7 protein-coding genes are annotated in these 10,138 nt (G+C 77.1%); 3 read left to right on the forward strand and 4 right to left on the reverse strand.

What is annotated here, in order from left to right:
* The 3 genes from G6556_RS13700 to G6556_RS19965 form a co-directional block, all read left to right on the forward strand.
* Positions 1–1,534, forward strand: a 1,534-nt coding sequence (locus G6556_RS13700) for an O-antigen ligase family protein (protein ID WP_205693477.1), incomplete at its 5' end; no start/stop codon positions are given.
* Positions 1,531–2,607 carry a glycosyltransferase family 4 protein gene (locus tag G6556_RS13705; protein ID WP_166942383.1) on the forward strand — a complete coding sequence of 359 codons (1,077 nt, stop codon included), beginning with the start codon at positions 1,531–1,533 and terminating at the stop codon, positions 2,605–2,607. The genes G6556_RS13700 and G6556_RS13705, both read left to right, overlap by 4 nt.
* Positions 2,604–3,848, forward strand: a complete 1,245-nt coding sequence (locus G6556_RS19965; RefSeq protein ID WP_346774900.1) for a glycosyltransferase — start codon at positions 2,604–2,606, stop codon at positions 3,846–3,848. The genes G6556_RS13705 and G6556_RS19965 overlap by 4 nt, the downstream gene beginning before the upstream one ends.
* Here G6556_RS19965 and G6556_RS20250 read toward each other — a convergent pair.
* Genes G6556_RS20250 through G6556_RS13730 form a run of 4 tightly spaced genes read right to left on the reverse strand, consistent with a single transcriptional unit; the run spans position 3,805 to position 9,842 of the window.
* Positions 3,805–5,016 carry a glycosyltransferase gene (locus G6556_RS20250; RefSeq protein ID WP_166942385.1) on the reverse strand — a complete coding sequence of 404 codons (1,212 nt, stop codon included), beginning with the start codon at positions 5,014–5,016 and terminating at the stop codon, positions 3,805–3,807. The two genes, G6556_RS19965 and G6556_RS20250, sit on opposite strands and share 44 nt — an antisense overlap.
* A complete protein-coding gene (locus G6556_RS13720; protein ID WP_166942387.1) occupies positions 5,013–6,902 on the reverse strand; it encodes a Wzz/FepE/Etk N-terminal domain-containing protein in 1,890 nt (629 codons plus the stop codon). Before G6556_RS13720 ends, G6556_RS20250 begins: the two co-directional genes overlap by 4 nt.
* Positions 6,899–8,107, reverse strand: a complete 1,209-nt coding sequence (locus G6556_RS13725) for a glycosyltransferase (protein ID WP_166942390.1) — start codon at positions 8,105–8,107, stop codon at positions 6,899–6,901. Before G6556_RS13725 ends, G6556_RS13720 begins: the two co-directional genes overlap by 4 nt.
* Complete coding sequence (locus G6556_RS13730; protein WP_166942393.1) at positions 8,094–9,842, reverse strand: sugar transferase; 1,749 nt, start codon at positions 9,840–9,842, stop codon at positions 8,094–8,096. Before G6556_RS13730 ends, G6556_RS13725 begins: the two co-directional genes overlap by 14 nt.
* Positions 9,843–10,138 lie beyond the last annotated feature (296 nt).

Consider the following 10,138-nt stretch of genomic DNA (forward strand, 5'->3'; position numbering starts at 1 on the left):
GCCCCGGGCCACGGCCGCGCCGGACCGTCCCACGGCCCCTGGCGCCGAGCTGGCCCCGGGCGTCCGCCCGCACCGCGTCGTGCTCGGCGGCCCCGTGGCCGAGCGGCTCCCCCGCAGCACCGCCGGCCGCCGCGCGCTGGTCGGCGGCTCCCTCGTCGCCGTCGCCCTGGTCGTCGGCGCGGTCACCTCCACCCAGCCGCTGCTCGCGCTCCTCGTCGCCGCGGTCGTGCTGGTCGTCGGCCTCACGCTCCGGATGCCGATGGCGCTGCCCGTGCTCGGGATGCCGCTGCTGCTGCTCGTGAACCGGGTCGGCGGCGCGCTGTCGGTGTCGGACTTCGTGCTGTTCGCCGCGTTCTGGCCGGCCCTGCTGTTCGGCCGCCGCCCGCTGACCCGGCCGATGCGCAACGTGCTGTGGGCCTCGGCGTTCTACCAGGCCACGGTGCTGTTCACCGTCATCGCGAACCCGTACGTCGCCAACGCCGTCGAGTGGTTCCACGAGTGGCTGCTGGTCGGCGGCGCGCTCCTCGTCGGCTGGGCGATCGGCGCCGCCGGCCACGCACGCCTCGCGCTGGGGCTGTACGTCGGCGGCTCGGTGGTCGTCGCGGTCGCCGCGCTCGTGCAGTTCGCCGCGAACGCCGCGGCGGGCAACCTCGGGCCGGTGTACCTCAACGAGCCGCTGCTCATGCACAAGAACTACATCGGGTGCGTGCTCGCGTTCGCGGCGATCATCGTCTACACCCGGCCGCGGTGGCTGCGGTGGAACGACCTGATCTGCCTCGGCCTGTTCGGGCTGTTCCTCGCGGGCATCCTGGTCGCGCAGTCCCGGCAGGCCCTCATCGGCCTCGCGGTCGCGATCGCGGTCGTGGCGCTGCGGCCCGACCCGCACCGGCACCGCTCGAAGGTCGTGCTGCTCGCCATCGCCGGCGCCGCGGTCGTCATCGGCACGCTGGTGCAGGACCAGCTGGAGTCCGGCAACCAGTACAACTCCGCGTACCAGCGGCTCATCTGGTTCCGGCAGTCCCTGCTCATCTGGGAGCAGTACCCGTGGTTCGGCGCCGGGCTGCGCTGGTGGTACACCGACCGGTTCGAGGAGAACTTCCAGCCGCCGAACGCCGAGTTCGAGATGCTCTCGTCCGGCGGCGTCGTGGGCCTGGTCGGGTTCCTCGTCATGTTCCTGGCGATCCTCGTCATCCTGTGGCGGGTCGACTCCCGGTACGGCACCCTCGCGTTCGTCCTGGTGCTGATGCGGTTCGTGCAGGGCCAGTTCGACCTGTTCTGGGTGGCCGCCCAGGTGTCGATCCCGTTCGTGATCGCCGGCATCTGCCTCGGCGCCCAGGCGCACGCGCAGCGGTCCGGCGAGGTGGAGGACGAGCCGGCCGTGCTCGGTCCCCCGCCGCCGTCGTCCCGCAGCACGCCCGGCCCCGCCGACAGCCCCGCCGGCCGGCGCGCCCGGCACCTGCGGGAGGCCGTCGTCGGCGGCCGGCCCCGGCGCCCGCGCAGCCCCCTGCCCGTCGGCCACCGGGAGCGCTCGTGACCGCGCCGCTCGACGTCGTGCACGTGGTCTGCACCGACGCCTTCGCGGGCGTCGAGCGCTACGTCACCACGCTCGCCCGCACCCAGGACGCCCGCGGGCTGCGGGTGCACGTCCTCGGCGGCGCCGCCGACCGGATGCCCGCCGAGCTCGCCGGCTCCGGCGTGCGGTGGGCGCCCGCGCCGACCCCGCTGCGCGCCGCCCGCGCCCTGCGCCGGCTGGACACCCGCCTGGTGCACGCGCACATGACCGCCGCCGAGCTCGCGGCGACCGCCGCCGCCCGCGCGCCGGTCGTCGCCACCCGGCACTTCGCCGACCGCCGCGGCTCGTCGCCGGTGGGTCGCGCCGTCGGCCGGTTCGTGGCGCCCCGCGTCGCCGCCCAGGTCGCGATCAGCGCGTTCGTCGCGGACCGCGTCGAGGGGCCGTCGACGGTCGTGCACCCCGGCGTCCCGGTCGTGCCGCGCACGGGCGCCGAGCCCGGCCGGCGACCGGTGGTGCTGATGGCGCAGCGGCTCGAGGCCGAGAAGCGCACCGACGTCGCCCTGCGGATGTGGGCCGCCTCCGGCCTGGCCGCCGACGGCTGGGAGCTGCACCTCGCGGGCGACGGCGCGCTGCGCGGCGAGCTGGAGGCGCAGGCGGCGGAGCTCGGCGTCGGCGGGTCGGTCCGGTTCCTCGGCATGCGGGCGGACATGCCGGCCCTGCTCGGCACCGCCGGGATCTTCTTCGCCCCGCGCGGCGACGAGCCGTACGGCCTGTCGGTCGTCGAGGCGATGGCGCACGGCACCCCCGTGGTCGCCGGCCGCGGCGGCGGGCACTCCGAGACCGTGGGCGCGGCGGACGGCGCGGTCCTCGTGCCGCCGGACGACGTCGAGGCGGCCGGCGCCGCCCTGGCCCGGCTCGCGCGCGACCCCGAGCGCCGAGCCGCCTACGGCGAGGAGCTGCGGGCGCTGCAGCAGCGGCGGTTCGGGCCGGGGACGCACGCCGACGGGATCGCCGCGGTGTACGCGACGGTGCTCGGTGGCCCGCTCGGCCCGGGGACCCCCGCGCCGGCCGCCGCGCCCGGGGTGGCCCGGTGACCGCCGGGACCCGGGACCACGCGGGGCCCGCGGTGGGCCACGACGCCCCCGCGCCGGCCGGCCGCGCCCCGGGCGGCGGTGACCGCCGGGACCTCGTCGTGCTCTCGCTCGAGCCCTGGGACGAGGTGTGGCGCCGGAACCAGCACCTCGTCGCCGGCCTGCTCGCGACCGACCCGGGCCTGCGGGTGCTCTTCGTCGAGCCGCCGGTGGACCACGTGCACGACCTGCGCCGCGGCGCCTCCCCGACGCTCGGGCGGCGGCTCCGCCGGCTCGGGCCGGACGACGGCGCGCCCGAGGGCCGCGCCTGGGCGTACCGGCCGACCAAGTGGCTGCCCCGGCGCCTGGACCCGGGCGGCGACGACCGCCGCGCCCGCACCGTCGCCCGGGTCGCCCGCCGGCTGGGCATGGCCGACCCCGTGCTCTGGGTGAACGACCCCGACGGCGCCGCCGTGCTCCGCGCCACCGGCTGGCGGTCGCTGTACGACATCACCGACGACTGGCTGCGCGCGGTGCGCGAGCCGGCCGAGCTCGAGCGGACCCGGGCGGCGGAGGCCCTGCTCGTCGAGCGGTGCGCCGAGGTGGTCGTCTGCTCCCCCGCCCTCGCGCGCTCGAAGGGCGCGGACCGCCCCGTCACGCTGCTCACCAACGCCGTCGACGTCGACGCCTACCGCACGCCGCAGCCGCGCCCCGCGGACCTGCCGGACGGGCCGTACGCCGTGTACGTCGGCACGATGCACCCCGACCGGCTGGACGTCGAGGCCTGCCTGCGGGTCGCGACCCACCTGCGCGCGACCGGCGCGCGCCTCGTGCTCGTCGGCCCGGCCCTGCTGGACCCGCTGGACCTGACCCGGCTGGACGCCGCGGGCGCGCTGGTGCTCGGGCCGCGCCCCGCCGCGCTGGTGCCCGGGTACCTGCAGCACGCCGGCGTCCTGCTGGTGCCGCACGTGGTCGACGGGTTCACCGACTCCCTGGACCCGATCAAGCTCTACGAGTACCTGGCGGTCGGCCGCCCGGTCGTCGCCACCCCGGTCGCCGGCTTCCGGGACCAGCCCGCCGACCGGGTCACCACGGCCTCGCCGCAGAACCTCGCCGACGCCGTCGTCCGGGTGCTCGCCGAGGGCCGCCCCGCCGGCATCGGGCCGGCGCCGGCGGACGTGCCGCGCTGGTCGGACCGGGTCCGCGAGATGCAGGCGGTGCTCAGCCGCGTGCGGGACGCGCGACCCGCCGCCACACCGCGGTGAGCCGCTCGGCCGTGCGGGCGATCGCGTAGTCGGCCTGCACGTCCTTCCAGGCGCGGTCCGCGCGCGCGGCGGCCTCCTCCGGGCGGTCCAGCACCCGCGCCACGGCGTCGGCCAGCGCCGGCACGTCCCGCGGCGGCACCACCAGGCAGCGCGGGGTGCCGTCCTCCGCGACCGCGATCTCGTCCACGCCGCCGCCGGCCGTCGCGACCACCGGGACGCCGCGGGCCATGCCCTCGACGACCACCTGGCCGAACGGCTCCGGCACCGGCGACGCGTGCACGAGCACGGACAGCCGGTCGATCTCGGCGACCGGGTCGGCGACCCAGCCGGTCAGCTCCACCCGGTCGGTCAGGCCGAGCGCGGCCACCTGGGCGCGCAGCTCCCCCTCGTACGCCTGCTCCTCGAACAGCGCCGCGCCGACGACGCGGAACCGCGCCGTCGGGAACCGCTCGGCGAGCAGCGCGGCAGCCGCCACGAACTCCCGCTGGCCCTTGGTCGGGCTGACCCGGCCGACCAGCCCGACGACGGGGGTGGCGGGCGCCGGCCGCGCGGCGGGGTCGGCGGCCACCTGCTCCGGGGCGAGGCCCGGGTACGCGAGCGTCCAGCCGCGCGGCAGCGGCAGCAGCGTGCCGGCGGTGGCCCGCGAGTTCACCACGACGTGCCGCGGGCCGCGGCGCGCCAGCACGCGCAGCACCCGCGCCACCGGGGCCGGCAGGTAGTCCGCGGCGATCCGGTCGTGCACGTGCCAGACCAGCGGGCGCCGGGCGAGGCGGGCGGCGGGCAGGCCGATCACGTCCGCCTTGAGCGAGGTCGTGTGCACGACGTCGGGCTGCAGGTCGCGCAGCAGCCGGGCGAGCCGGGCCACGAACGGCAGCGTCGCCGCGGCGGAGCGCGCCGCGCCCAGGGCCGACCGGCCCGCCGCGGCCCGGTCCGTCTGCGCGATCCGCGGGTCCAGCGGCAGCACCCGCACCGCGACCCCGGCCTCCCGCAGCCGGCCGGCCAGCGGGCCGTCGGCGAACAGTACGACCGTCACCTCGACGGCCGCCGGGTCGAGCGCCCGGCAGGTGCGCAGCAGCGCGAGCTCGGCGCCGCCGAGCTGGGCGGTGTGGTCGAGGACGACCACCCGCACCGGGCGCGGTGCGGCGCCCGGTGCGGGGACGGCGGTCACTTCGACTCGGCGGCGACCGGCGCGCGGTCCTCCTCGGACCGGGCGTCGGCGGCGTCGTCGGGCTCGCCGGCGTCGGCGGGCTCGTCGGCCGGAGCCGGGTCCTCGGCGGGGGCCGCCTGGGCGTCGGCGGCGCGGTGCTGGCCGTCGGCACGGGGCTCGGGCACGTCGGCCTCGGCGCCGCCGGCGGCGTCGGCGGGGCGCTCCGCGTCCGCCGGGCGGTCGCCGTCCGCGGGGCGGTCGGCGTCGGCCGGCTGCTCCGCGGTGGTCCCGTCGGCCGGCTTCACGGCGGCCGTCGCGGCGTCCTCGGCGTCCGCGGTCGCCGGCTCGTCCGTCGTGGCCTGGTCCGCCCCGGCGAACGCGTAGGTCGCCTCGTAGGTCGCCTCGCTGCGCTCGGTCGTGCCGTCCACGGACAGGCCGAGCAGCGCGGCGTTCGCGGCCCGGAGGCGCTCCGCGGACTCCTCGACCGCGCCGACGTGGGTGTGGCCCAGCGTCACCGCGAGCAGCACGCCGTCGGCGTACGAGCCGAGGATGGTCGCGTCCGCCGCCACCAGCATCGGCGGGGCGTCGATGATGACGACGTCCGCGGTCGCCCGGAGCTGCTCGACCAGCGCCCGCACGTCGGCGGAGGCCAGGAAGTCGGCCGGGTCCAGCTCGGTCTGCAGCGCGGGGTGCACCGCGAGGTGCGGGATCGCCGTCGGCAGCGCCGCGGTGCGGGCGCGGCCGCCGGCCCGGCCGGTGCGCACCGGCGCCTCGGCGTCGGCGGGCAGCAGGGCGTTGAGCCGCGGCTGGCGCAGGTCGCCGGACAGCACGACCACGCTCCGGCCGGACAGCGCCCAGGAGGCCGCGAGGTTCGCCGCCAGGAAGGACCGCGGGGTCTCGACGTCCGCGGCCGTCACCACGATCACGGCGCTGCCGGAGTCGTTCTCGACCGCCGCCTGCAGCGCGGTGCGCAGCTCGCGGATCGACCGGGTGTAGGCGGTGGCCTCGCGGCGGGCGACGGGCAGCGTGCCCTCGGCCTCGACCGACTTCAGGGCGACGCCCGTGCCGGACAGCCGCGCGAGCACCGGGGCCCCGGCCGAGCGGCGCGCCTGGCCCGAGGTGCGGACCTTGGTGTCCAGGCCGCGGCGGACGACCGCGAGGCCGATGCCGACGAGCAGGCCGGCCAGGGCCGCGATCAGGTAGACCAGGCTGCCGGGGATGCTCACCAGGGAGCTGCCGACCGCGTTCTGCAGGATGTTCGCCGGCGAGGCCAGCAGCTGGGCCTGCGTGAGCTGGCCGGACAGCGTCTGGTACTGGTCCATCGTCGTGGAGTACTGCGCCTCCAGCAGACCGTCGACCGGGTCCACCTGGGCGTTCGGGTTCGTGGCCGCCGTGGCCGCGGCGGCGGCGCGCCGGGCCTCCGTGATGGCCTTCTGCTGCTGGTCGATGCTCGTGGCGAGCGTGCTCAGCCGCTCCTGCATCGAGGCGAGGTCGTCGTCGAACTGGGTCTGGAGCGCCGCGACGTACGCGGTGGCCACCGCGTTCGCCCGGTCCACCGTGGCGTCCGCGTCGGGGCCGGTCTCGGTGATGATCACGCTGTTCGGGTTGTCGGTGGCGTACTCCGCCGTGGAGGACGCGGCCAGGCCGTCGGCCAGGTCCGGGTCGCCCAGGTCCTCGGCGGCGGCCGCGGTCACCGCGTCGCTCGTCACGAGGCTCGGGTCGCTCTCCAGGCGCACGCCGGCGGCGGCCAGGGTCTCGGCGTCGACGATCTGCACCGTCGCCGTGCTCGCGTACTGCGGCTCCTGGCGGGACACGAACAGGTACGCGCCGCCGAGCGCGGCGAGCACGGACACCAGCACCAGCCACTTGCCGAACCAGATGGTCCGGAACATGTCCTGCAGGGTCATCGGGATCGCCTCTCGGTCAGCGCAGGTTCTGCGGGGTCGGGCCGCTCCGGTCCGGTGGACCGCCCGGCCGCGCGCTCCTCGCGCACGACGCGGTGCAGCCGCTCGACGAACCGCTCCGCGGCGAAGTCGTCGGCGTGCGCGGTCAGCACCGAGGGGTCCCAGGTGCGGGCCAGCGCGCGACCGGCGGCGTCGGCCACCAGGTCGGGGTCGGGGGCGTCGAAGAACTCCCCGGTCACACCGTCGCGGACGGTGTCGAGGTACCCGCCGTCGCGGAGCACGACGGACGGGCGGCCGAAGGCGGCGGCCTCCAGCGGGGACAGGCCGTAGTCCTCGTACGAGGCGGCGACCAGCGCGGCGCTGTTCCGGTAGAGCCAGCGCAGCCGCGCGTCGTCGACCCGGCCGGCCAGCACCACGCGGGGCAGGTCCCGGACGCGGTGCTCGAGCGCGGCGCGCTCCGGGCCGTCGCCGACCACGACCAGCCGCGAACCCGGGGTGCGCCGGACGGCCTCGACCACGACGTCCACGTTCTTGTACGGCAGCAGCCGCGCGACGCACAGCAGGAACCCGGGCTCGACGCCCTCGAGCGGGGTCTCGGCGCCACCGGGCAGCATGGCGGGCGGCGGCGGGACGATCTCCGCCTCGATGCCGTAGACCTCGCGGATCGCCCGGGCCGTGACGGTGGAGTTGGCCAGGTACCGGTCGGCGGTGCCGGCGGCGCGCCGGTCCCAGGCGCGCAGCGCCGGGGCGAGCAGCCCGAGGGCCGCTGCTGCGAGCCGGCGCTGGGCGCCGCCGGGGGCCTGCCCGGAGCCGCCCTGCCGGGCCGGGCCCAGGTAGCGGTCCGACTGGTACAGCCAGCGCGCCGGGGCGTGGCAGTAGACGACCTTGCGGCCGGTCGTCGGGAAGCCGTGCGCCCAGCCGGTCGACGACGCGAGCAGCACCTCCGCGTCGATCGGCGTCGCCGCGACGGCCGGCGCCAGCAGCGGCAGCGCCAGCCGGTGGTGCCGGCGCAGCACGCCGACCCGGTCCAGCGGGCTGGTCCGCACGTCCAGCGGCGCGAACTCGGGGAACGTGCCGGAAGGGTCGTACAGCGTCGTGTAGAGGGGGGCGCCGGGGAACGCGTCCGCCATCACCAGGGCGACGCGCTCCGCGCCGCCGCGCTGCGTGGCGTAGTCGTGCGCCAGCGCCACCCCGTCAGCGACCGCCATGACCGCTCACGACGACGTGCACCGTGCGCCACAGGATCATCAGGTCGAAGGCGATCGACCAGTTCTCCACGTACCGCAGGTCCAGCTTGACCGCCTCCTCCCACGCCAGGTCGGCGCGGCCGCTGATCTGCCACAGACCCGTCAGGCCGGGCTTCACCAGCAGGCGACGGCGGGCGGACTCCCGGTACTGGGCGACCTCGTAGGGCAGCGGCGGGCGGGGGCCCACCAGGGCCATCTCGCCCTTGACCACGTTGATCAGCTGCGGCAGCTCGTCGAGCGAGTGCTTGCGCAGGAAGTGGCCGATCCGGGTGATCCGCGGGTCCCGGTCCATCTTGAACAGCGGCCCGTCGGCCTCGTTCGCGGCGCGCAGCGCGGCCAGCCGCTCCTCGGCGTCGACCACCATGCTCCGGAACTTCAGCATCGAGAACTCGCGGCCCTCCTTGCCGACCCGGGTCTGCTTGAACAGCACCGGGCCGGGGCTGGTGAGCTTCACGGCGAGGGCCGTCGCGGCGAGCACCGGCGACAGCACGAGCAGGGCGCCCAGCGCGAACGCGGTGTCGAACGCGCGCTTGGCGAGGATCCGGGAGCGGCGCGACTCGGCGGCGTTCACGTGGATCAGGGACAGGCCGGCGGTCGGCTCCAGGGTCACGCGCGGCCCGAAGACCTCCACGATGCCCGGGGCGACGACCAGCTCGGTGTCGGTGCGCTGCAGCGCCCAGGACAGCCGGCGCAGCGCCTGCCCCGACAGCTCCGAGCCGGTGACGATCACGACGTCGAACTCGCCGTCCACGGCCACCTGCACGACGTCCGAGACGGTGCCGAGCACCGGGACGCCCAGCGCGGGTAGCGGGCCGTCGAACGACGGCACGCACACGCCGGCGATGTTGTAGCCGTACTGCGGCAGCCCGCACAGGTCGTCGACCACGTGCGTGATCGAGGACGCGTCGCCGACCACCAGGGTGCGGCGCATCGACTCGCCCTGGGCGCGGCGCTTGTGCAGCGACCGGCGGGCCAGGTGGCGGGCGCCCAGCAGCAGCACCGCGACCAGCGGCAGCGCGAGGAACACGATCGTGCGCGGCACGTCGACGTCGGCACCGACCGCGAACACGGCCAGCGCGGCCGCGGTCAGCACGCCGCCGCGGATCACCGCCTCGAACTCCTGGTGGCCGTCGCCGATCACCTGGCGGTCGTAGCCGCGCTCCACCGCGACGAACGCGATGTAGAGCAGGCCGATCATCAGGCCCCAGGACAGCTGCAGCAGCGTCACGCCGTGCATGACGAACAGCAGCAGCGTCGGGACGCAGGTGGCCAGGACGACGTCCCGGGCGAGCGTCTCGACCTGGTACGCGGCGTGCGACCCGCGCCAGCCCGACGGGGCGGCGTGGCCCAGCGGCTCGTGGAACGGGCGGTCCGAGGCCCAGGACAGGCGGGGGCCGCGGGCGTCGCGGCGGCGCTCCGCGGCGGCGGCGTGCTCCGCGGCGGTGCGCTCGGCGGCGGTGCGCTCGGTGGCGGCGCCGTCGGCGAGGGCGGCGCGGTCCGCGGGGGCGGCGGTGCGGTCGGCGGCCGGCCGGTCGGCGGCGGCGCGCTCGGCGGCGGGCCGGTCGGTGGCAGGCTGCTCCGTGGGCCGCTCGGCCGCGCCGGACGGCGCCTCCGTGCCACTCGGTGCCGCCGTGCCCGGGGTCGCGACGTCGCGCTGCACGGAGCGCGAGACGTCGTGATCGTCGAGCAGACTCATGTCGGATCCCCCCGGGCGGCTTTGGTGTGAGTTGAGGCTATATCAGCGGGTTTGTCCCAGTCCGCCCGATCTGTCCGTTTTCACCCCTTTCACACCCGTATGGAGGAGCGCTGCCCCTCTGACGTGCGAGAACACGCCCGGACGGCCCTCTCCGGGGCACCCGAAGGGGGTGCCCCTGACCTGCGCGCACTCCCCTGACCAGCACCGACGCGACCACCCCTGGCAGGCCCCTCGCCGCGGGTTCACCCGCCCACCACACCGACATCCAGCGCCCGCGCCCCGCACCCGTGCCATCC

Source organism: Cellulomonas sp. IC4_254, from assembly GCF_011603975.1.
GTDB lineage: Bacteria > Actinomycetota > Actinomycetes > Actinomycetales > Cellulomonadaceae > Cellulomonas.

Excerpts from the sequence above, each read along its gene's own strand:
- G6556_RS13720 (WP_166942387.1), bottom strand. The coding sequence starts at position 6,902 with ATGACCCTGCAGGACATGTTCCGGACCATCTGGTTCGGCAAGTGGCTG.
- G6556_RS13725 (WP_166942390.1), bottom strand. The coding sequence starts at position 8,107 with ATGGCGGTCGCTGACGGGGTGGCGCTGGCGCACGACTACGCCACGCAG.
- G6556_RS13730 (WP_166942393.1), bottom strand. The coding sequence starts at position 9,842 with ATGAGTCTGCTCGACGATCACGACGTCTCGCGCTCCGTGCAGCGCGAC.